Raw genomic sequence first — 22278 nt, forward strand, 5'->3', positions numbered from 1 at the left:
CCTCATCGGTAGCGAGGAGATGTCCGTGACGGGTATCCACAAGGTGTTGGCGGCCGTGTTCGCCGGACTGGTCCTGACCCTGTTCGCCGCCGCCCCGGCGGCCGCGAAGGCCGACGAACTCAAGCTCACCGTGGCCGGCGACGGGGCCGAGGGGGTCACCATCCAGGCCATCCACGCCGACGGCCGCCGGCTGGAGCAGGTGGTGCGGTTGGTCCTCACCGCCACCGGCCCGGACGGGCAGCGGGTCGGTCCGCTGCAACTGGAGCCGCAGCCCGAGGGGCAGGGTTTCTACAGCAGCGGTCCGGTGCTGTCCGCCGGCACCTGGAAGGTGACGGTGAACGCCCCCGCCCCGCTGCGGAGCGAGGCCACCGCCACGGTCCAGGCCCGGGCGGCCCAGTCACCACCGGCGCCCGCGCCGGTCGCGGTGACCAGGCCGGACGGAGACCGCGCGGCGGGCGCCGGCTGGTGGCCGTTCGCGGCGGCCGGCCTCGTGCTCGCCGCCACGGCGATGGGCGTGGCCCTGCTGTCCGGCCGCCGCCGCACCGGCTGACCAACCAGCGGCGCACGACCGGGCCGGGCCGCGACGAAGCGGCCCGGCCCGCCCGGCCGCGACCGCGGCCGGCACGGCATCGGTACGCGTGCCGCAACCGCGCGCCGGCTGCGGTCCTCAGGCCACCGTGAGCAGGAGTTTGCCGGCGTAGGACGTCTCCAGGCGCTGGTGCGCCTCACGCACCTTGCCCAACGGGAACGTCTCCGCGACGTGCACCACGAACGGCCCCGCCTCGATGAGGTCGTTGAGCCGTCGCAGTTGTCGGGGGTTGGACTCGCCGTCGTACGCGCGGACCACGACGCCGGGACGCTCGCGCGGCTCCGGCCGGACCCCGTGGGCGTACGCGACAACGCCGCCGTCGACGAGCGCCTCGGTGAGCCGGTCCAGGGTCTCGCCGCCGGCCATCGCCAGGATGGCGTCCACCCCGTTCGGTGCCGCCTCGCGGATCCGGCCGAGCACGTCGGTGAGGTCGCCGTGCCCGTCGAGAGACACGTCGGCGCCGAGGCGGGTCACCAGCGTGACGCCCTCCGCTCCGGAGGCCACGGCGACGACGTGCAGCCCCTGCCGTTTGGCCAGTTGGACGGCCAGGTGGCCCTGACCGCCGCTGGCCCCGAAGATCAGCAACCAGGCCCCGGCGGCCAGGCTGAGCGCGTCGAGCCCGGCCAGCGCGGTCAGCGCGTCGGTGGGCATCGCGCCGGCGTGCTCGGTGGGCACTCCTTCGGGCACCCTCGCCGCGTACTCCGCCTTGACCACCGCGTACTCGGCGTAGAGGCCGCCCTTCGGACGGGTGGTGGCGGCGACGTAGACCGGGTCACCCGCCGCGAGGTCGGTAACCGCGCGGCCGGCCACCACGACCGTTCCGGCACCGTCGGAGCCGGGCACGATCGGCAGGGACGAGCCCTCCGGGACCAGCACACCCTGCCGCTCGTACGCGTCCCACACGCCGACGCCGGCGCTCCACACCTTGATCAGCAGCTCGTCGTCGGCGACCTCCGGGATCGGCAGCTTCCGCAGGGTGATCACCTCCGGCCCGCCGAACTCGTCGAAGGCCGCGGCCTGCATCCGCTCTGGCAGATTCCCGTCAACCATGTGGATTCCCTCTCCGTGCCGGCGTCACCGTCGCAGCATGCCGGCTGGGCGACAAGCGTGGCCCGGGGCCGGGTGCCGTTCACCCACAAGGGCGACCGTCCACTCTGCGAGCGCGACGGTCGGCGCCACGCCGTCGACGGGCACGGTGACGCGCCAACTCTCGCCGGGCGACAGCTCCGGCGGCGCGGCGATGTCACCGGCGACCAGCCGGCGCACCGCTGGCGGCCACGGACTGGGCGGGGTCGACCAGCGGGGGCCCGGCGGCGCGGCCCCCCGCTGGCGCGCTCGGAGCCTCAGCCGGTGGGCAGCGTCGCCCAGCCCCGGTTGAAGGTCTTGCTGTCCTCGTCCGGTCGGTAGTTGCGTTCGATGTTGCCGGCCGCGTCCACCGAGAACCAGTGGATCCTGGTGCCGGTCGGGACGGTCAGCGTCTCGGCCCCCTCCCGGAGACCCGCCGAGGCGTACAGGGTGGACCCGAACGTCGGTCGGCTGCCGTCGAGGGTGTAGAACACCGCCGCCGGCTCGCTGACGTCGAACCGGACGCTGACCGTGCCCTCGGTGCCGCTCGGCGTGACCGACAGGGTGCTGGTCGGGCGCTTCTTGTCCTTGTCGAAGTCCCGGGCCACCCGCAGCAGCTCGACCAGGCCGTTGCTGAACTCCATGGTCTCCTGGTGCGCCTCCTCCCAGGTGGGCTGGAAGCTGGTGCCGACCTCGAAGTTCCAGGCGTAGACGCCGTACTTGTACCAGAGCATGTCGCCGGAGTTGCCGGCCGCCGAGTACAGCACGTCGGAGATCGGGCCGGTCCGGGCCGGGGTGACCGCCATGTTGCGGTGCCGCTTGATCGCGGTGAGGATGCGCGACGACGCGCCCCAGAAGAACGACTCCTCGGCCAGCGTCGGCCGGGGTGCGGAGATCCGCCCCGGGGTGGCGTACGCGCCCGGCGACCACATGAAGTAGTTGCCGGAGGAGTGCAGGTTCATCGAGAACTTCATGTTCGGCCGCTGGGCCAGCCAGTCGACGTTGCGGTTCTCCGGCTCGGACAGCTCGCTCGGCCCGGCGTAGGTGTCGCTGGTGCAGCTCGCCGACGCCCCCGAGTAGCCGTCGAAGAGGCTGTACTCGGTGTAGTTGCGGTTGTTGTCCACGCCCCACGAGTTACGGGCCAGCGCGTCGGTGGCACCGCCCGGCGCACAGTGGTTGGTCATGTTGCGGCGCTGTGAGGCGTAGTCGTAGAACGAGTAGTGCCCGCCGTCCGGGTTGATCGACGGGACGATCCAGATGTCCAGGGTGCGCAGCAACTGCTTGGTGTTCTCGTCGGTGGCGTGGTTGCGCAGCAGCCGCTCCGCGGTCTCGATGGTCACCAGCGGCGGCACCCACTCCCGCGCGTGTTCCTGCGCGTACGCGAGCACCCCGGTGCGGGAGCCGTCGCGGTACTTGCCGATCCGGATGGCGTACACCGGGTGCGGGTCGCGGGAGACCCCGGCCGGCGCCTTCAGGTTGTCCGACAGCGGCGTCGGCGCGACCGGCGCGACCACCCCGGCGCCGGCGTCCCCCCGATAGGTGTACGCCTTGACCAGCGCGCCCGCCTCGGCGGTCAGCGCCGCGGCGACCTGGGCGGCGGTACTGGTCACCGCCCCGGCGGCGTCGGTGGCCAGGCTGACCCGGATGGCCCTGCCGGTCACCGTGACCGAGAGCGGCCGGTCGGCCGCGCCCGGGTCGGCCAGCTCGACGGTGATGTCGTTGCCGCCCTCGTGACCCCAGGCGAGCGAGTCCACGGCGACCCGGGTGGCGTTGGTCCCACCGAGCACGACCTGCGCCTTACGCCGGTAGCCGTTGGTCTGGTACGGCAGCTTCACCACCTCGGCGAGTTGCGGGTAGGCGTCGGCCAGCCGCTTGATCCGGTCGTACAACTCGGTCGGGGTGAGGTAGCTGGTGACGAAGTCCTTCTGGTAGCCGGGGCCCTCCGGGCTGTCGGCCGGGATCGGCAGCCACTCCTTGACCTCGGCGACCGCCACGTCCCCGGAGGGGCTGGTGATCTGGATACGCTGCGGCCGGGCGGTGACGGCGGCGGCGCCCCGGTGGTAGAGGTAGACCCCGGCATCGAAGAACCGGGAGATGTTCTGGGTGCCGCCGGAGCCGATCTCGGTGCCGGGGCCGCTGTCCCGGGCCACGGTCAGCGCGCTGGTGGAGGTCTGCCCCTGGGCCCACTTCGCCTCGACCGAGAGCACCTGGTCGGTGCCGGAGGTGTAGTAGTCGGCCCGGATGATCTTGACGTCGGAGGTCGCGGCACTGCGCTCCAGGGTCGCCGTCCAGGTCCGGTTCTCGGCCTGGTGAGCGGCGATCGTCGCCTCGCGCTCGCTGATCCGCTGCGCGGAGTCGGCGGCGTCGTGCAGCACGGCACCGACCCGGTAGCCCATCCGCTTCAGCGCGGCGACCTCGGTCGGGGTGACCACGGCGTGCACCACGATGCCCGCCTCGGTGGGGGTGACGTGGTGGTCGAGGTCGACGCCGGTGGCGACCAGCGCGTCCAACTGGGCGGTGCCGTCGACCGTCACCTCCACCACGTCGGCCTGCTCGTCGGCGGAACGTTCGAGCACGACCGGGGCGTCGGCCGTCCGATCGGGCGGGGCGGCGGCGCCGGCGGTCGCCGGACCGGCGAGCAGCAGCAACGCCACGCCTGCGGCCGTGGCGGCGGGTAGCCGCCGCCAGCGGCGGGGGAACGCGGAACGGGACATTTCGGGCCGCCTTTCCTGGGGGTGCGAGACGGGCCGACGGCGCGCGGCAGCGCCCGCCGTCGGGCGGGTGTGCGAAAACGGGGAGGTCGGACGCCGGCAGTCGGGCGACGGTGGCGACCGAACACGACGTCCGCCCGCCGACGACGGGGGACCCGGGGGGCGTCTCCTCGGACGCGCGGAGGCGACGGACCGGTGCCGATCCGGTCTGTGTAACGGGCGGGGGCGTACCCGGTTACGGTAGGTCGTGGAGGCATTGCCGAGCGGTGCGCCCATCCTGGCCGTACCCGCTCGGATCTGTCAATGATCTGTCCGGCCGGACACGGGCTGTCACAGTGGGCGGTGCGGGTGTCCTCTCCCGATGGTCGGTCCGGCGGCGACCGTCAGGACGCCGACCGGTAGTGGCCGGTGAGCCGACCCAGCTTCATCGCCAGGTGCAGGCACAACCGTTCGTTGCCGTCCTTGAGGTCGGTGTCGGCGAGCTGCTCGACCCGTTGCAGCCGGTAGTAGAGGGTGGTCCGGTGCAGTCGCAGCTTCTCGGCGGTCGCGTGGGCGTTGCCGGCCAGGTCGAGGTACGCCTCCAGGGTCTCCAGCAGCACCTGGTGGGCGTCGTCGCGCAGTAGCCGATCCAACCCGGGGTGCACCCCGGCGACGTCGAGGTGCCGGTCGTCGAGCTGGGACAGCACCCGGTAGATGCCCAGGCCGGCCCAGGAGACCACCCGGCCGAGCGCCGGCAGCTGCACCCCGACCCGGGCCGCCTGCACCGCCTCCCGGTAGGACTGCACCGCCTCGGCCAGCCCCGGGCGGGACTGGCCGATCCCGGTCACCGTCCGTTCCACCGAGGACAGCCCCCGGGTCGCCTGGCCCAACGCCTCGTCGAGATGCTCGGCGGCGGCCTCCGGGGTGGGCCGGCCGGCGATCCGGCCGCCGCAGATCAGCAGCACCCCGTGGTCGGGCCAGACCATGTGCAGCGACTCCCGCACGCCGAGCCACCGCCGGGTCGCCACCAGCGCCTGCTCCAGCGCGATCCGGGCCACCTCGTCGGGGTGCCGCCCGGCGGCGGGGGCGAGCTGGGCCACCACGGCGGTGGTGGGGCCGTCACCGGCGACGACGCCCTCCTCCAGCAGCGCCCGGACGGCGTGCGCGCGGGCCTGCGGGCTCTCCACCAGCAGTGTCCGGGTGGCCTCCGACTCCCGCTGCGAGGCCAGCTCGCCGAGCAGGTTCTCCCGGTAGAGGGCCAGCGACAGGTGGGTGAAGGCGCTGGTCGCGGTGGCGATGTCGGCGTCGGTCATCGACCCGTCGTCGTCGATGAACCAGACGAACCCGAGCAGCAGGTCGTCGTGCCAGATCGGCACGCAGACCCGGGGGAGCAGGTCGAGGTCGACGTCGGCCGGGGTACGCACCGGCTCACGGGCGGTGAGCACACCCATCCGGCGGAACCAGGCGATCACCTCAGGGGTGGTCTGTCGGCGCAGGATCGACATCCGGCGCACCTCGTCCATCGGCCCGTCGTGTTCGCTGTAGACGACCACCCGCTGCCGCCGGTCCTCGATGAGGGCGGGACGCCCCACCCGGGCGGCGACGGCATCGACTATGCGCTGAAGCTCACCGTGCATGGATCTCCCCTGGTTGGCCGCGCGACAGGGGCGACAGCCGGTGCCCTACCCTCTGCGGCCGGTGGCCCTGTGCGCAAGGTCCACCGAAGATCTACCGACAAACGGATGGCCCCCATGGCGACTGTTCCGGCAATTGTCCGAAGCACCGCCGTGATCGACGATCGTAAGGTTCCGGTGCGGTGGGCAGCGGGCCGCCGGCGCGCAGGAGGGAACGCCCGAGTGACAGCTGGTAGGCCCTGGCGGGGGGTGCTGGTCGCCATCACCACGCCGTTCCGCGACGACCTCGGTGTCGACTTCGACCGGCTCCAGGAGCACGTGCGCTGGCTGGCCGAGGCGGGGTGCCACGGGGTGACCCCGTGCGCGTCGGTGGGGGAGTACCGGGCCCTGTCCGACGACGAGCGGGCCGACGTGGTGCGGGCGACGGTGCAGGCCGCGCCGCCCGGCTGCGCGGTGCTTCCCGGCGTCGGCGGGTACGGCAGCCGGCAGTCCCGCCGTTGGGCGGAGCAGGCCGCCGCCGCCGGGGCCCACGGGGTGCTCGCCCCACCCCCGGACGGCTACCCTGCCGGCGACGCCGACGTGGTCGCCCACTACCGGGAGGTGACCGCCGTCGGCCTGCCGGTGGTGGCACACAACGACCCGTACGACACCCGGGTGGACCTCACGCCGGAGCTGCTCGCCCGGGTCGCCGAGACCGACGGGATCGTCGCGGTCGAGGAGTTCTCCGGTGACGTCCGACGGATGCACCAGATCAGGGACCTCTGCCCGCACGTGGACGTGCTGGCCGGCGCGGACGACATGCTGCTGGAACTCGTGTTGTGCGGGGCCCGGGGCTGGGTAGCCGGCCTGGCCAACGCGCTGCCCCGGCAGGCCCTGCGCCTGTACGACCTCTGTGCCGCCGGTGACCTGGCCCGCGCGTTGCCGCTCTATGCCGAGTTGCACCCGGCGTTCGGCTGGGGCTCCCGGCCGGAGGCGGTGCAGGCGATCAAACTGGCGATGGACTCTGCCGGGCGGTTCGGTGGACGGTGCCGCCCGCCGCGCGGCCCGCTGCCGCCGCCGGTCGCCGCCCGGCTGTGCCGGGACCTGGTCCGGGCCCTGTCGGTCACCGCCGATCCGGTTGCCGAGGGCCGTCTCCGCTGAACCGTCCGGCCCGCTCCGGGCGGTGCCCGGGGCGCACCGGTGGGCCGGGCCGTTCGGGCCGGGCCGGTCGGTCCGGGCCGGGGCCCCGGCCGGTCGCGACCGGATGCCGGTCCTTCAGGTGTCGGAAGCCGCCGGTCCGCCTGCCGACATCTGCACGGTGACCAGCCCCGGCCTGTCCTCCTAGATTCGCTGCGCGGCCCGGTGCACGGCTGTCCCGGCAGCCACCCCTCGGGACACCGGTCACCGGCGGCCGCGTCCCTCCCGACGAGAGGCGAACCCGTGCACCGTGCTTCCCGCACCATCCCCCGACTGCGGCGTCGCGTGCTGGCCGCGGTCCTGGCCGGCACGCTCGTGGCGACCGCCGCGACGCAGGCCGCCGCGGCCCCGGCCAATCCGGCCGGCGGCACCGCGCCGTTCCAGGTCCTCGATCCGCAGGCCTGGCAGAACCCCGACACCATGACCTGGGACGACTACCAGGCGGTTCCCGGCAAGAACTGGGCCGATCCGAGTGTGCGGGGCTCGATCCGCAACTTCAAGATCGCCCTGGTCGCGCTCGACTATCCCGATGAGACGTTCGCGGTCTCCCAGCGGGCCCGCTCCACGGTCTTCGGCAACCCCCAGTCGGTCGCGACCAACATCCCCCGCACCGACGTGCCGAAGTTCTACCAGGACTTCCTCAACACCCCGAACACCCTGAACAAGGGGCACACCCTGCACGAGTACTGGATGCAGGACTCCAACGGGCGCTACGGCGTGGACCTGGCCGGGTTCGGGCCCTACCAGCTCCCGGCGAAGTCCTACCAGTACGGGCTGGACAACGGCTTCAACCCCGGCGCCTGCCCGAGCGGGGAGACCTGCAGCAAGAACATCCGCACCGACGGGCTGGGCGCCTGGCGGGCAGCGGTCGGTGACGAGGTCGCCAACCAGTACGAGCTGGTCTTCATCCTCAGCGCCGGGCAGGACGAGTCGTCCACCTGGCAGGAGTTCGGGCAGATGATCTTCCAGAACAAGGAGGACGTGCCGGACGCCTGGGGCCCGCCGGACCCGAACCTGCCGAACTGGGCCAAGACCCGCTACGTGGAGTGGACCTCCTGGAAGGCGGCGGCGACGTTGTGGCCCAACGCCGGTGGCGGCTCCTCCACCCAGGGGGAGAGCTCCGGCATGGGGGTGTACGCCCACGAGCTGACCCACCTGCTCGGTATCGGCGACAACTACAACAACCCGTACGGCGAGCCGTTACGAAGGGCGTACACCGGCATCTGGAGCATGATGTCGCGCGGTTCGTTCAACGGACCCGGTGGCCCGCACACCCGCTGGCAGATCCCACCGACCAACGGCGGTTCGATGGGGTCGCTGCACACGGTGCGGGACAAGCTCAAGATCGGCCTGCTCGGTGAGGAGCACGTGCTGCGGCTGTCCCGGGAGGCGCTGGCCTCCTCGGGCCTGGCCGTCGTCCAGGTGACCGCCCGTGTGGTCGACGCCGGCCCGAAGGGGCTGACCGGCGTGAACATCGCCCTGAACAAGGACCTCTCGCCGGCCTGCACGGTCGCCACGAACCCGTTGTGCGACGGCGGGAACTTCAACAACTACACGGTCGAGGTCGTCGACCGGATGGGGGCGGACTCGTTCACCCCGGACCGGGGCGTGCTGCTGAGCAAGACCAAGAACGCCGACAGCGCGCCGTTCCAGTGGGTGGTGGACGCCAACCCGCAGGACATCGACATGATCGACTTCTACCGGCCGGACGGCACCCCGCAGAAAATCACCATGGGTGACTACCGGCAGCTCTCCGACGCGCTGTTCCACGCCGGGGCGGACACCGGCAGCCAGTACGAGTACGTCGACGAGGCCAACCGGCTGCACTTCTACATCATCGACCTCAAGCGGGACGCGGCCGGCTCGCTGTCGTACACGGTGGCGGTGCGGTCGCTGGACGGCACCGGGGGTCCGAGCACGCACGGCGTGACCCTGGGCAAGGGTGAGGTGACCAGCACCGGCAAGCCCACCAAACGGGGCGTGACCTGCTCGTTCGAGCTGACCAACAGCGGCACGTACTCCGCCGGTGGGCAGCAGCACCCGGAGGACGCGACCGCGTACCTGAAGTCGGACGTCTACCGGCTCTCGGCGGAGGTGGCCGGCAAGGGCTGGCGGACCTGGCTGCCCAACCCGCTGGCGACCGCCCAGTTCGGCAAGTCCACCACCGTCCGGGTGTCGGTGGGGGCCACCGCCGCTGCGGCGGACACCGGCTTCGTCAAGCTCACCGCGACCTCGGAGAGCGACCCGTCGAAGACGGTGACCAAGCAGTGCCGGGTGGAGAAGTCCTGACCGGAATCGACCGACTCCGTGGGTCCGTGCCGGCGCAGGCCGCCACGGACCCACGGCGCGGGTGGAAGGAGACCACGTGCGGCTGACCACGAGCGCCCGCCGCGGTGTCGGCGCGCTGGCGATCCTGCTGCTGGCCGGTGCCACCGGCTGCGGCGGTCCCGACGCCGGACCGGAGGCGGTCGTCCCGACCACCGTCCGGGTGCTGGTCCGCGACATCAACATCCGGGCCGAGGGCGTGGACTGTGCCGGCACCGGCCCGTACCTGTACTTCCACCACCGGGCGCCGTTCCGGCTGCTCGACCCGGACGGCGCGGCCGTGGTCACCGGGAAGCTGCCGGCGGGCACGGCGGTGGCCGCCTTCGCCGAGGATCTCGAGGTGGAGCGGGTGCCGACCTACTGCGAGTTCGCGGTGCCGGTGCAGGTGCCGCAGCGGGCCGGGTACCGGCTGGAGGTGGCCGGCCGGCCAGCGCTCGACCTGACCCCGGACACCAGCGAGGGGCCCGCGCTGGTGGCGGTGGTGCCGGCGTGAGGCGGCGTCTGCTCGCGCCGCTGCTGCTGGTGCTGGTGCTGGCCGGCTGCACCGCCCGGCCGGCCGCCGAGCCCGCGCCGGCGCTCGCCGGTGGCGCGTCGACGTTGCCCGGCCCGGTCCCCGCAGACCTGGCGTTGCGCCCGCCGCCCGGCACCGCGCCGGCCGCCCCCGCGTTCACCGGTGGGCTGACCGACGGCACCCCGCTCACCGCCGCCCGGCTGTGGGCCGACCGGCCGGTGGTGCTCACCTTCTTCAGCTCCTGGTGCACCACCTGCGTGGACAGGCAGGACGCGCTGAGCGACCTCGCCCGCCGCCACCGGGACCGGGTGGTCTTCGTCGGGGTGGCGGGCGCCGACCAGGCCGACGAGTTGCAGGACTACCTGCGCGCGCACCGGGTGGAGTATCCCGTCGTCGTGGACGAGCAGCAGACGATCTGGCGGTCGTACGCGGTGCGGGAACCACCGGCCGTCGTGCTGGTCGCCAAGGGCGGCGCGTTGCTGCGCGGGTGGCCCGGCGGGCTGGACGCGGCGGCGCTGGAGCAGCGGCTCGGGGAACTGGTGCTGGCCGGCTCCGGGTAGCCGGCCCGGGTGGTGACGGCCGGTCCCGCCGGCCGTGCGGGCGCGGCGTCGCATCGACGGGAGGTCGACGCTGCGCCCTGCGGTGTGCCCGCGTCCTCCGAGCCCGTCGCGGCCGGTGTTCGCGCTGGTGGGGCGGTGGATCAACGGGGGAGGCCGGTGCGGGCGACCGTCCGGCCGCTCCTCGCCGACCGTCAGAAACTTTTGGTTCGCAAGAACAAAAGTTTCTCCATTTGAGGCCTATCTTTAGGCGTCAGCCACCGTTAGTGTCCGGTTCACGGACGTAACACGGTTGACATCCCCCCTTGATCGACCAGCCATTCATCGGGCCACGGGTATCCGGCGGCGCAGGTCCTTCGACCCTCCTGGCAGGACTTCGCACGTCTCCGTGGCACGCAGGGACGCCCTCGAAAGGTGGAAATTGTGAACGAGGATCAGCGCCGTATGGCCTCCGACCCCCAGTACCGCTCCCAGCTCACCCGCCGTCGGCTGCTGGCCGCGTCGGCCGGCGCCGCCGCCGTGCTCGGCGCGGCCGGCCTGCCGGTGCTCCAGACCAACGGTCCCGCCCGCGCGGACGGCAAGTGGCGGGTCGACCCGCTCATCCCGGCGCAGAACCGGGGCATCATCCTCTACAGCGTCCGGGACCGGATCTCCGCCGCCCCGGACGACAGCGGCGTGCCCTACGGCTTCGAGCGGGTGCTCGCCAGCCTGGCCGAGATGGGCTACAAGGAGATCGAGTTCGCCGGCTACAACCAGCACACCTCGATCCTGGGCCGGCAGATCACCCCGACCGAGATCCGCAAGATCCTGGACGACAACGGGCTGGTCGCCAACGGCACCCACACGTCGATCAACGCGGCCACCTTCCAGCAGCAACTGGACATCGCCGAGGAACTCGGCATGAAGAACATCGGCACCGGCAGCGACCCGACCAACAGCGCCTACCAGTCCGACTGGGACGCCGCGGCCGACCTGTGGAACGAGCTCGGCCGGCAGGCCAGGGAGCGCAAGATGCGCCTCTACACCCACAACCACGACGTGGCCTACTCGTTCCTGCTCGACAGCGGCCCGCTGGACGCCAACGGCCGGCCGACCCGCTCCTCCGGCGTGCGCCGGCTGGAGTACTTCTTCGCCAAGACCGACCCGAAGTACGTCTACTTCGAGTGCGACATCTACTGGGCGTACGTGGCCCGGCACAAGCACACCCAGTACACCAACTCGGCCGGCCAGCAGAAGACCTCGCTGTTCGACCCGATCCTGAACGTGGCCCGGCGCACCAATCGGTTCCCGCTGTTCCACGCCAAGGACGGCAACCGCAACACCGCGCTGGCCAACGGCTACGAGATGATCCCGCTCGGTGAGGGCGACATCAACTTCCAGCAGTTCTTCCAGACCATTGGCGAGTCCGACTTCCACCACGCCAACTGGGAGATGGACACCGCTCCCGGCGGCGCCGCCAACCCGGGCCAGTCGCTGGACTTCGCCCGGCTCAGCTACGCCAACATGGCCGACCTGACCATCTACAACAAGAACTGACCCGACCGGCGGTCGCACCACCGCCGGCGACACCCCGGGTGGCGGTCGCGTCCCCCGACGCGACCGTCACCTCCCGGGCCCCGCCCCGACCGTCCGCGCCGCCCGGCGGCCCCGGACGGCGACCGGGCGCAGCGCCCCCGTAGCCCGTCACCTCTTCCGGCCCGTGACCCCGGACCGCGCTGCCGCGCGCCCCCGGCACGGGCCCGGGCCGTACGCAGCTCCCCGGTCGGCGAACCGCACGGGGCCGGGACGGCGTTGTCCCGTCCCCACCGGAGAGCGCGACGCAGCACGTACCACCCGGGTGGCCCCGGCACCCGCCCGGAGCAGGTAGCACATCGTCCCCCCACCGGAGGAACCAGATGGCAAGATCGGTACACCGATGGCTCGCCGCGATCGCAGGGGTCGGGATCGTCGTCCCGCTCGCCGCGACCGCCCCGGCATTGGCCCATCCGGCCCACGACAAGACCAGCGTCCTGGTGTTCACCAAGACCGACGGTGAGCGACACCCGTCGATCGACAAGGGCGTCAACGCGATCCGCACCCTGGGCAGCGGCAACGGCTTCACCGTCGACGTCACCCAGAACTCGACCGCGTTCTCCGACGACAACCTGGCCAGCTACGGCGCGGTCGTCTTCCTCAACACCACCGGTGACGTGCTCGACAGCGGCCAGGAGGCGGCCTTCGAGCGCTACATCCGCAACGGCGGCGGCTACCTCGGCGTGCACGCCGCGGTCGAGGCCGAACCGTCGTGGACGTTCTACCGCGACATCGTCGGCACCACCGCCGCCGGCACCGCGTCGAGCGGGCCGGCGAGCATCGACGTGGCCGACCGGGCGCACCCGGCGAGCAAGCCGCTCGCCCGGCAGATCAGCCTGAACGACCAGTGGTACAACTTCACCACCAACGTCCGGGGCGCCGCGCACGTGCTGGCCACGGTGGACGAGAAGACGTTCACCGGCGGCACCATGGGCTACGACCACCCGATCTCCTGGTGCAAGGACTTCCAGGGCGGCCGGTCGTTCTACACCGGGCTCGGCGACTCCGCCGACACGTACGCCAACGGCGTGTTCCGGAAGCACCTGCTCGGCGCGATCCAGTGGTCGGCCGGCATGGTCGAGGGGGACTGCGGGGCGACGGTCAAGGCCAACTACGAGAAGGTCATCCTCAACGACGAACCGGGCGAGCCGATGACCCTGTCGGTGCTGCCCGACGGCCGGGTGCTGCACAACACCCGGGCCGGTGAGATCCGGCTGTACGACCCGAGGACCGGCGCCAGCCCGGTGATCACCACCGTCCCCGTCTACCAGCATGACGAGGACGGGCTCCAGTCGGTCACCATCGGGCCGGACTTCGCCACCGACAAGTGGGTCTACGCCTACTACGCGCCGAAGCTGGACACCCCCACCACGGACGCGCCGACGACCAGCAACGACCCGACCGCGTGGGACGTCTACAAGGGCTACAACCAGCTCTCCCGGTTCAAGTTCGTGGAGGAGCCGACCCCGCACCTGGACCTGGCCAGCGAGCAGAAGATCATGAGGGTCGACACCGACCGGGGTATCTGCTGCCACGTCGCCGGTGAGGTCAAGTTCGACGGCAAGGGGCTGCTCTACCTGGTCACCGGTGACGACACCAACGCCGGCGGCTCGGACGGCTTCACGCCGATCAACGAGTCGCCGACCCAGGGGCCGGGCTACGACGCCCAGCGTTCCGCCGGCAACACCAACGACCTGCGGGGCAAGGTGCTGCGGATCAAGGTGAAGGCGGACGGGTCGTACAGCATCCCGGCCGGCAACCTCTTCCCCGAGTCCGAGGACCGCGACGACCAGACCCGCCCGGAGATCTTCCTGATGGGTCTGCGCAACCCGTTCCGTTTCGACGTGGACTCCCGTGGCTTCGTCTACATCGGCGACTACTCGCCGGACTCGCAGGTGCCGAACCCGGCCCGGGGGCCGGAGGGCACCGGTCGGTGGATCGCCACCAACAAGGCCGGCAACTTCGGCTGGCCGTACTGCTACTCGCCGACGCTGCCGTACATCGACTACGACTTCGTGACCAAGCAGTCCAAGGGCGCGTTCAACTGCGCCGCGCCGGTGAACGACTCGCCGCGCAACACCGGCCGTCGGGTCCTCCCGCCGGTGCAGGACCCGCAGCTCAACTACACCTTCCGGGCCACCACCACCTGCGCCGAGGCGTACCTGAACACCCCGCCCGGCACCTGTGAGTTCAGGTGGCCGGTGCTCGGCACCGGTGGCGTCGGCCCGATGGGCGGCCCGGTCTACAAGTACGACGCCACGCTGGCCTCCGAGACCAAGTTCCCGGAGTACTACCACGACGCGGTGGTCTTCGGGGAGTTCACCCGGGACAAGATCTTCATGATGCGCACCAACGGCAGCGGCAAGCTGGTCGGGGTGGAGCAGTTCCTGCCGGGCTTCGTCTTCGACAACCCGATGGACATGGAGTTCGGCCCGGACGGCAACCTCTATCTGCTGGAGTACGGCGACGGCTTCTTCCGGGCCAATCCGGACGCCGCGCTGTCGGTGATCCGCTACGCCAAGGGCACCCGGGCGCCGGTGGCCAAGCTGTCGGCCAGCCCGACCTCCGGCCAGGCACCGCTGACCGTGCAGTTCTCCGCCGAGGGCTCCTACGACGCGGACCCGGGTGAGACCATCACCTACGCCTGGGACTTCGACGGCAACGGCACCACCGACTCGACCCAGCGGGACGCGTCGCACACCTACACCACCAACGGGGTCTTCACCGCCAAGCTGACGGTCACCGACTCCAGCGGCAAGACGGCGGTGCTCACCCGCGAGATCACGGTGGGCAACACCGCGCCCACCGTGACGGTCACCTCGCCGCTGTCCGGCACCTTCTTCAACTGGGGTGACACCGTGCCGTGGACGGTCACCGTGACCGACCCCGAGGACGGCCCGATCGACTGCGGCCGGGTCACGGTCTCGTTCGTGCTGGGCCACGACACCCACGGCCACGGCATGAGTGACGCCAACGGCTGCTCCGGCTCCTTCGAGACCCCGGCCGACGGCGCCGACCACGCCGGTGGCTACCTGTACGGCGCGATCAGCGCCACGTACACCGACAAGGGCGCCAACGGCCAGCCGGCGCTGTCCTCCCTCGACCAGGTGGTCCTGCAGACCTTCCGGCAGCAGGCCGAGTTCGCCCAGGTGCAGCAGGGCGTCACCCTGGCGAACACCACCGACGCCGGTGGCGGCCAGCACGTGGCCGGCATCGACAGCGGCGACCACATCGCGCTCGACCCGATCAACCTGGGCGGGATCGACAAGATCACCTTCCGGTACGCCGGTGGCTCCACGGCCACCGCCGGAACCCCGCGCGGCATCGTCGAGCTGCGGCTCGACTCGCCGACCGGTGAGCTGGTGACCAGCGCGACGCTCAACGCGACCACCGGCACCAGCGCCTGGGCCAGCCAGACCTTCCCGGTCAGCCAGGCGGCCGGCACGCACGCGCTCTACCTGGTCTTCAAGCCCGTCTCCGGCGGCGCCACGACCAGCCTGTTCAACCTCAACTGGGTGGAGTTCGGCGGCCCGAGCTCCTGACGTCACCACCCGGGCGCCGGGAGGACGGAGACTCCGTCCTCCCGGCGTGTACCGGCACCGGGCGGCCACCGGCACCCGCAGGTGCCCGACCCGGCCGGTGGCGTCGATGGCCGGCAAGGTCTGGCTGACCAGCCAGTGGCCGGCCGATCGCCGATGATCTAGCGTCCCGTGCGCCGGGGGCCACGCCACCGCCCCGGCACGCTGCGAGAACGAGGGAGGACCGTGCCGTTCCGTAACGATGCCACCGACCGGGGGGAGCAGCTCCGCCCCGACTGCCCCGGGCCGAGCGCGACCTCCCCGCCGGGCTGGCGTCCCCTGCGGGTGGCGATGATCGGCCAGAAGGGCGTGCCGGCCACCTACGGGGGGATCGAACGGCACGTCGAGGAGATGGCCAGCAGGCTGGCCGGCCTCGGCCACGAGGTGACCGTCTACTGCCGGGACAGCTACGGCGCGGTCGAGGAGACCCGGCACCGGGGCATCCGGTTACGGCGGGCCCGCACCGTGCCCAGCAAGCACCTCGACGCCATCGTGCACTCGGCCACCTCCACCCTGGCGGCGCTGACCGAGCGCCCCGACATCGTGCACTACCACGGCCTCGGCCCGGTGCTGACCGCGCCGCTGGCCCGGTACGCCTCCCGGGCCCGGGTGGTGCTCACCGTGCACGGGCTGGACAACCAGCGCGACAAGTGGGGCCGGGCGGCGCGGGCCGTGCTCGGCACCGCGTACCGGCTCAGCGGGCACCTGCCCGACGCCCGGGTGACCGTCTCGCGGGGGCTGGCCGCGCACTACGCCAGCCGGTTCGGCCGGCCCGCCCGCTACATCCCCAACGGGGTGGCCGCCCCCACCCATCTGCCGCCCCGGGAACTGTCCCGGTTCGGCCTGCGCCCCGGCAACTACCTGCTGCTGGTCGGCCGGCTCGTCCCGGAGAAGGCCGCCGACCTGCTCGTGCGGGCGTTCCGTCAGATGCCGACCGACCTGCGGCTGGCCATCGTCGGCGGTTCGGCCTTCACCGACAGCTACGTCGCCCAGCTCCGTGCCGCCGCCGGTGACGACCCGCGCATCGTGTTCACCGACTTCGTCTACGGCGACCGGCTGGCCGAGCTGTATTCGCACGCGGCGGCCTTCGTGCAGCCGTCCCGCCTGGAGGGGCTGCCGCTGACCGTGCTGGAGGCCGCCTCGTACGGCCTGCCGGTGGTGGCCAGCGATATCGAACCCCACCGCGAGGTGCTCGACCGCGACGGCCCGGGGCAGCGGCTGTTCCGCGACGGCGACGTCGACGACCTGCGCCGGGCGCTGGACACGGTGATCGCCGACCTGCCTGCCGAACGGGCCGGCGCCGCGCTGCTGCGGGACCGGGTACTCGCCGGGTACAACTGGGACGCTGCCGCCCGCGAGCTGGAGGAACTCTACTTTTCGCTGGCTCTGCGCGCCCCCCGCCGGGGGGCACCGGACGTTGGGTCGCCCGCGGTCGGCGCAACGGCCCATGTCCCTCGACCTCGGCGACCGTTAGATTAGGCCGTTCTTCCGGCCGTCGGCGGCGACCGGCAACAGTTCCCTGGAAAACGAGTGGTCGGCGAGCGGTGGACGGACAGCGACACGGCACGGAGGGTGACCCCACCCTGCCCGAGGGCGGGCAGCGACGGTGGGCCGCCGGTGATCCGACCGCCCGCCTGCTGACCGCCGGCGCGGCCCTGCTCTGCGCCGTGATGGCGGTCGCCGTCGGGATGGCCGCCACCGGTGGTGGCCGGGTCGGCGTGGTGCTGCCCCTGGTGGTCCTCGCCGGGCTGGTCGTCGGCGTGCTCGCACTGACCCGGTTCGCGGCGTACGTGCTGCTGATGCTGGCGGTCCGCTCCTGCGTCGACCTGTTCAAGCTCAGCGGCCCGACGGCCGGCCGTGCCGACGGCGCGGCGGCGACCCGGGCGATGGACCCGTCGACGATCCTCGCGGTGCTGTTCCTGCTTGCCGCCGGCCTCTGGCTCGCCGCCCAGCTGCGCCAGCGGGGCCGGCTGCGCGGCTCGCCGCTCGGCGTGGCGATGCTGCTGGTCGGGGCCACCTCTCTGATCAGCGCGGCGGGGGCCGCCCAGCCGGTGCCCAGCGTCCTGGAGGCGCTGCGGATCGGCACCGTGGTGGTGATGTTCGTGGTCCTGGAGCAACTGATGCCGGACCTGCCGGCGGTCCGCCGGGTGCTGCTCGCCGCGTACGCCTCGCTGGCGCTGGCGGTCGGCTACACCGTCGTGCTGTCCCTGCTCGGCCACCCACCGGCCGAGGTCAAGGGGGACTTCACCCGGATCAGCGGGCCGTTCAGCCAGTCCACCACCTTCGGCCGCTACCTGATGTTCATGGTGATCTTCGGGTTCGGCATCCACCGCTACCTGAGCCGCCGGCTACGACTCGGCCTCGGCGCGTTGCTCGCCGCGTCGCTGCTGTTCCTGCTGCTCACCAACACCCGCAGCGCGATCCTCGGCGCGGGGCTGGGCCTGCTGGTGGTGGCGGTGCTGCACCGCAGCCGGCGGATGCTGGTGGCGCTCTGCCTGGTCGCGGTGGCCGGGGTCGCCCTGCTCCCGAGCGTGGCGCACCGCTTCGGGCAGCTCGCCGACAGCACCGCCGTGGGCGGCGGCCCGACCGGCAACACCCTCGCCTGGCGGGTCGGCTACTGGTCGGAGATCGTGTCGCTGGCCAACCGCAACCCGGTCACCGGGATCGGCCCCAACATGACCAAGTTCGAGGCCGACGAGGCGAAGAAGCCGCACAACGACTTCCTGCGCGCGTACGTGGAGACCGGGCTGGCCGGGCTGCTGGCGTACCTGGCGATGATGGCGCTGTGTCTGCACACCGGGCTGAACGCGCTGCGCCGGGCCCCACCGGGGAGCCTCGGCCGGGGTATCGCGATCGGGTTCCTGGGCTGCGCGGTCGCCTTCGTCGCGGTCAGCGCGGCGTCCAACGTGATCTCGAACGTGGTCACCCTGTGGTATTTCGCGGCGTTCGCCGCGGCAGCCGGCGCGGTCGCCCGGGGGCTACCGGCCGGGCCGACCCGGGTGGCGCCGCCCCGACCGGTCGGTACCGGGTGGCACAACCGATGAAGCAACGAGCAGTGGGGAGCGGCAGGGTGGAGATCGTCGACTATCTGCGGTTCGCGCGGCGTCGACTCTGGCTGCTGGTGGGCATTCCGCTGGTGGCCGGGGTGGCGGCCGCGCTGGTCGTCCTGCTCGGCCCGCAGCAGTACGCGGCCACCTCGTACGTCGCCGCGCCCGCCCTGGTCGGCGGCAGTGCGGCCCAGCAGTACACCGGCACCCAGGCGGCCAACCAGTTCGCGGCGGCCTTCGCCGCGGCGGTGACCTCCCCGCAGGTGGTCGACCAGGTGGCGGCCGACACCGGGGTGCCCGCCGACACGCTGCGCGACGGGCTGGTGGTCGAGCAGGTCGGCGCGAGCAGCCAGCTCACCGTCACCTACACCGCCGCCGACCGGTCCACGGTCGCCCCGGTGCTCGTCGCGACCGGCAAGCGGGCCCTGGCCTTCCTCTTCGCCAGCCAGGTCAGCATCGCCACCGACGAGGTGAAGGCGGCCACCGACGAGCTGACCACCGCCACCCGGGCGATCAACGACTGGGAGAAGGCCAACAAGGTCAGCCAGCCGGACAAGCTCTACCAGTCGACCCTCCAGGAGATCGCCAGCCTGCGGCAGCAGCAGTTGCAGATGCAGGCGGTCGGCAACACCCGGGGGGCCAACGCCGCCGCCGAGTCGATCAGCGCCGGGCAGAAGCGGCTCGACGGGCTCGGCCCGAAGCTGCCCGACTACCAGGCGCTGCTCGCGCAACGGGACAGCGCCACCAGCGCGCTGGCCTCGGCCCGGCAGGGGCTGCAACAGGCCCGCGCCCAGTCCCAGGCCGCCGACCCGGAGAAGGTGACCAGCGTCGGCGAGGTGCAGCCGGTGTCCCGGGCCAAGGCGCTTGTCGCGCTGGTGCTCCCGGTGGCCGGCGTCGGCCTGCTGCTGGCCGTGCTCCTGGTCGCGTCGCTGGAGTGGCTGTCGCGCAGCCGCCGGGCCGGCCAGCCGTCGGCCGCCGGTCGGGCGGCTCCGGCCCCGACCGGTGGGCGGCGCGATGGCGACGAGACGGTGGTGCTGCCGGTCGTCACCACGACCGTGCCCGAGCAGCACCGACGCCGGTAGGTGGCGGTGTCGCACGCCTCCGCGCGGGGCGACCAGCACGTCCGGGGGATGGCCCGGGGCGGCGGGCTCAACCTGCTCGGCGCGCTGCTCAGCCAGGCGGCGGTCTTCCTGATCATGCTGCTGCTGGCGCGGGTGCTGGGCATCCGGGAGGTCGGCCGGTACGCCCAGTGCTACGCGGTGCTGGCGCTGGCCGGGCTGCTGTCACTGTCCGGGTTCCGGGCCGGCCTCACCCGGTTCGTGGCGGTTCACCTGGCCGACGCGGACGCCCCGGCGCTGCGCGGCACCATCCGGTTGGGACTGGCCGTCTCGGCCGGCTCGTCGGTCGTCCTCGCCGGGGCGCTGGCGGTGGGCGCACCCTGGCTCGCCGACCGGCTGCACGATCCGGGGCTGGTCACCGGCCTGCGGCTGGTCGCGCTCACCCTGCCCGCCTCGACGGTCTGCGAGGCGGCCCTCGCGGCGACCCGGGGCTGGCGTACCCAGCGGCCGTTCACCTTCGTCGGCCAGCTCTACGAGCCGGGCACCCGACTGCTGCTCACCGCGCTCGCCCTGGTCACCGGGGTGGGGCTGACCGGGGCCTTCTGGGCGCTGGTGGTGGCCGGCTGGTCGGCCGCCCTGCTCGCCCTCCTGGCGCTGGGGCGGATGGTGCGCCGGGTGCCGCCGGCCCGCCCGGTGCACCGGCCGGGGGAGCTGTTCCGCTTCTCCACGGTCAGCTGGGTGTCGTCGCTGTCGTCGACCGGGCTGATCTGGGTCGACACCCTGCTGCTCGGCTTCTTCGCCAACCCGGACATCGGCGTCTACAACGTCGCCACCCGGCTGGTCACCGTCGCCATCTTCGTCCTCGCGCCGGTCAACGCCGCGTTCGGGCCGTACCTGGCGCACCTCCACCACCGGGGGGACCTCGACGACGTCCGCCGGGTCTACGCGGTGGCCACCGGCTGGGTGGTCCGGCTGTCGCTGCCGGCGTTCGTGGCGCTGCTGGTCCTCCCCGGCGACCTGCTGCGCGTCTTCGGCGGCGGGGTCGCCACCGGCGCGGCGGTGACCGTGATCCTCGCCCTCGGCCAGCTCGTCAACGCGGCGACCGGCCCGTGTGGCACGGTGCTGAACATGTCCGGCCGGGTGGCCCTCAACATGGCCGACAACCTGGTCGCCCTGGTGCTCAACGTGCTGCTCAACCTGTGGCTCATCCCCGCGTACGGGATCGTCGGCGCGGCGGCGGCGTGGAGCGCCTCGCTGATCGTGGTCAACATCGCCCGGCTGGTGCAGGTTCGCCATCTGACCGGCGCGCTGCCGTTCACCGTCGGGATGGCCAAGGGGCTCGCCGCCGGAGGCGCCGCGCTGCTCGCCGGGCTGCTGGTGCGCTGGCTGGTGCCGGGCTGGCCGGGGCGGCCGGTCGCCGGGCTGGCCACGATCGTGGGCGTCTACCTGGCGACCGTGCTGGCGCTGGGGCTCAGCCGGGAGGATCTGATGGTGCTGCGTACCCTGGCCCGCCGGCGTCGCCGGGACACCGATCCCGCCCCGGCCGTCGACGAGGCCGGTCGGGCGGTGTCGCGGTGAGCGCGGGGCCGCGGCGGGCCACCGTGGACCGACTGCGCCGGATGGTACGCGGCACCCGCGCCTGGGGGCGGGCGGCGCTGCCCGGCCCGGTCGGCGCGCTGCCCGACTTCCTGATCATCGGCGGGCAACGGTGCGGCACCACCTCGCTGTACCACTACCTCGCCGCGCACCCCGACGTGCGGGCCGCCACCGGCAAGGAACTCCAGTTCTTCAGCCTGCACTACCGGCGTGGGCCGCGCTGGTACCGGGCGCACTTCCCACCGGCCACCCCGGGCCGGCGCAGCTTCGAGGCCAGCCCCTACTACCTGTTCCACCCCGCTGTGCCGGCCCGGGTGGCGGCGACGCTGCCCGAGGCCCGATTCGTGGCGCTGCTGCGCGACCCGGTGGAGCGGGCCTACTCGCACTACCTGCACACCCGCTCGTACGGGGTGGAGCCGTTGGGCTTCGCCGAGGCGCTCGCCGCCGAGTCGGGGCGGCTGGCCGCGGCGCTGGCCGACGGGCCGGACACCCCGGCGGCCCACCACGCGCTGCGCAACTTCTCCTACGCCGCCCGGGGCCGCTACGCGGAGCAGCTCGACCGCTGGTACGCCCACCTGCCCCCCGAACGGCTGCACGTGATCCGCAGCGAGGACCTGTACGCCCACCCGGCGACCACCTACGCGGGCGTGCTGCGGTTCCTCGGGCTGGCCCCGTACACCCCGGCGGAGTTCGCCCGGCACACCCGCCGGGCGGACACCGGCCCGTCCCCGCTCGCCGCCGAGTTGCGGGCCGAGCTGTCCGCCGCGTTCGCCCCGCACAACGCCCGCCTCGCCGCCCTGCTCGGCTGGCCCCGTACCTGGTGACCGGCCACCGCGTCACCGCCACCGCACCCGCCACCGAAGCGGGGCCGCGGCGTGCC

At 72.8% G+C, this 22278-nt stretch carries 15 protein-coding genes; 12 read left to right on the forward strand and 3 right to left on the reverse strand.

What is annotated here, in order from left to right:
• The first annotated feature begins 25 nt into the window (after positions 1-25).
• The gene (locus VKK44_RS09020) at positions 26-550 is read left to right on the forward strand and encodes a hypothetical protein (protein ID WP_343446395.1); all 525 of its coding nucleotides are present in this window, start codon (positions 26-28) and stop codon (positions 548-550) included.
• A 117-nt stretch (positions 551-667) separates the two neighbouring features.
• On the opposite strand, the gene VKK44_RS09025 is transcribed toward VKK44_RS09020, so the two are convergent.
• From VKK44_RS09025 to VKK44_RS09035, 3 genes are all read right to left on the reverse strand, one after another.
• A complete protein-coding gene (locus tag VKK44_RS09025; protein WP_343446396.1) occupies positions 668-1639 on the reverse strand; it encodes an NADP-dependent oxidoreductase in 972 nt (323 codons plus the stop codon).
• Positions 1640-1932: 293 nt separating this feature from the next.
• Positions 1933-4368 (reverse strand): M14 family metallopeptidase, encoded by a 2436-nt coding sequence (locus tag VKK44_RS09030; protein WP_343446397.1) that lies wholly within the window; start codon positions 4366-4368, stop codon positions 1933-1935.
• A 380-nt stretch (positions 4369-4748) separates the two neighbouring features.
• Positions 4749-5981, reverse strand: a complete 1233-nt coding sequence (locus VKK44_RS09035) for a PucR family transcriptional regulator (RefSeq protein WP_343446398.1) — start codon at positions 5979-5981, stop codon at positions 4749-4751.
• Between the two features lie 219 nt (positions 5982-6200).
• On the opposite strand from VKK44_RS09035, the gene VKK44_RS09040 reads away from it, so the two are divergent.
• The 11 genes from VKK44_RS09040 (at position 6201) to VKK44_RS09090 (ending at position 22222) form a co-directional block, all read left to right on the forward strand.
• Positions 6201-7118, forward strand: coding sequence for a dihydrodipicolinate synthase family protein (locus tag VKK44_RS09040; protein ID WP_343446399.1), 918 nt, complete (start codon positions 6201-6203; stop codon positions 7116-7118).
• Between the two features lie 279 nt (positions 7119-7397).
• A complete protein-coding gene (locus VKK44_RS09045) occupies positions 7398-9443 on the forward strand; it encodes a M6 family metalloprotease domain-containing protein (protein ID WP_343446400.1) in 2046 nt (681 codons plus the stop codon).
• A 76-nt stretch (positions 9444-9519) separates the two neighbouring features.
• Positions 9520-9972, forward strand: coding sequence for a hypothetical protein (locus VKK44_RS09050; protein WP_343446401.1), 453 nt, complete (start codon positions 9520-9522; stop codon positions 9970-9972).
• Positions 9969-10550 (forward strand): TlpA family protein disulfide reductase, encoded by a 582-nt coding sequence (locus tag VKK44_RS09055; protein WP_343446402.1) that lies wholly within the window; start codon positions 9969-9971, stop codon positions 10548-10550. The genes VKK44_RS09050 and VKK44_RS09055 overlap by 4 nt, the downstream gene beginning before the upstream one ends.
• A gap of 441 nt (positions 10551-10991) precedes the next feature.
• Positions 10992-12083: a sugar phosphate isomerase/epimerase family protein gene (locus VKK44_RS09060; RefSeq protein WP_343446403.1), complete on the forward strand. Its 1092-nt coding sequence runs from the start codon at positions 10992-10994 to the stop codon at positions 12081-12083.
• A 359-nt stretch (positions 12084-12442) separates the two neighbouring features.
• Positions 12443-15661 carry a ThuA domain-containing protein gene (locus VKK44_RS09065; RefSeq protein WP_343446404.1) on the forward strand — a complete coding sequence of 1073 codons (3219 nt, stop codon included), beginning with the start codon at positions 12443-12445 and terminating at the stop codon, positions 15659-15661.
• Between the two features lie 222 nt (positions 15662-15883).
• Entirely contained in the window at positions 15884-17176 is a 1293-nt protein-coding gene (locus VKK44_RS09070) for a glycosyltransferase family 4 protein (RefSeq protein WP_343446405.1), read from the forward strand.
• Between the two features lie 65 nt (positions 17177-17241).
• Positions 17242-18741 carry an O-antigen ligase family protein gene (locus VKK44_RS09075; RefSeq protein WP_343446406.1) on the forward strand — a complete coding sequence of 500 codons (1500 nt, stop codon included), beginning with the start codon at positions 17242-17244 and terminating at the stop codon, positions 18739-18741.
• Between the two features lie 26 nt (positions 18742-18767).
• On the forward strand, positions 18768-19826 hold the full coding sequence (locus VKK44_RS09080; protein WP_343446407.1) for a Wzz/FepE/Etk N-terminal domain-containing protein: 1059 nt from the start codon (positions 18768-18770) through the stop codon (positions 19824-19826).
• A 6-nt stretch (positions 19827-19832) separates the two neighbouring features.
• A complete protein-coding gene (locus VKK44_RS09085; protein ID WP_343446409.1) occupies positions 19833-21380 on the forward strand; it encodes a flippase in 1548 nt (515 codons plus the stop codon).
• Positions 21377-22222, forward strand: a complete 846-nt coding sequence (locus VKK44_RS09090) for a sulfotransferase family protein (RefSeq protein ID WP_343446410.1) — start codon at positions 21377-21379, stop codon at positions 22220-22222. Before VKK44_RS09085 ends, VKK44_RS09090 begins: the two co-directional genes overlap by 4 nt.
• Positions 22223-22278 lie beyond the last annotated feature (56 nt).

The organism is Micromonospora sp. DSM 45708, assembly GCF_039566955.1.
Lineage (GTDB): Bacteria > Actinomycetota > Actinomycetes > Mycobacteriales > Micromonosporaceae > Micromonospora.

Coding starts and splice junctions, on each gene's coding strand:
- VKK44_RS09060 (WP_343446403.1), top strand. CDS start 10,992: ATGGCCTCCGACCCCCAGTACCGCTCCCAGCTCACCCGCCGTCGGCTG.
- VKK44_RS09025 (WP_343446396.1), bottom strand. CDS start 1,639: ATGGTTGACGGGAATCTGCCAGAGCGGATGCAGGCCGCGGCCTTCGAC.
- VKK44_RS09030 (WP_343446397.1), bottom strand. CDS start 4,368: ATGTCCCGTTCCGCGTTCCCCCGCCGCTGGCGGCGGCTACCCGCCGCC.
- VKK44_RS09035 (WP_343446398.1), bottom strand. CDS start 5,981: ATGCACGGTGAGCTTCAGCGCATAGTCGATGCCGTCGCCGCCCGGGTG.
- VKK44_RS09065 (WP_343446404.1), top strand. CDS start 12,443: ATGGCAAGATCGGTACACCGATGGCTCGCCGCGATCGCAGGGGTCGGG.